At 51.6% G+C, this 736-nt stretch carries 1 rRNA gene; it reads right to left on the reverse strand.

Annotated features, from left to right (window positions below):
- Positions 1–736 (reverse strand): 23S ribosomal RNA (locus A9Y75_RS25675); the annotation flags it as partial.

Here is a 736-nt window from a genome sequence, read left to right on the forward strand (position 1 = left end):
TCTTTAAAGGATGGCTGCTTCTAAGCCAACCTCCTGGTTGTTTTGGGATTCCCACATGCTTTCCCACTTAGATATGACTTGGGGACCTTAGCTGTAGGTTAGGGCTGTTTCCCTTTTGACGACGGACCTTAGCACCCGCCGTCTGTCTGCCAGACAAGACTCGATGGTATTCGGAGTTTGGTTAGGTTTGGTACCGCTCGCGCAGCCCTAGCCCATCCAGTGCTCTACCCCCATCGGCATACATCTGACGCTCTACCTCAATAGATTTCGCGGAGAACCAGCTATTTCCCGGCTTGATTGGCCTTTCACCCCTAAACACAAGTCATCCGAGCATTTTTCAACATGCAACGGTTCGATCCTCCAGTGCGTGTTACCGCACCTTCAATCTGCTCATGCCTAGATCGCCGGGTTTCGGGTCTAATCCAACATACTCAGTCGCCCTATTCAGACTCGCTTTCGCTTCGCCTACACCTAACGGCTTAAGCTCGCATGCTAGATTAAGTCACTGACCCATTATGCAAGAGGTACGCTGTCACCCCCTATGGGGCTCCAACTGCTTGTAAGCATCCGGTTTCAGGTACTGTTTCACTCCCCTAATCGGGGTGCTTTTCACCTTTCCCTCACGGTACTGTGTTCGCTATCGGTCATGTACGAGTATTTAGGCTTGGAGGGTGGTCCCCCCATGTTCAGACAGGATTTCACGTGTCCCGCCCTACTCAAGGACTGAAATGCTTTC

The sequence above is a fragment of the Trichormus sp. NMC-1 genome (assembly GCF_001858025.1).
Taxonomy (GTDB): domain Bacteria; phylum Cyanobacteriota; class Cyanobacteriia; order Cyanobacteriales; family Nostocaceae; genus Anabaena.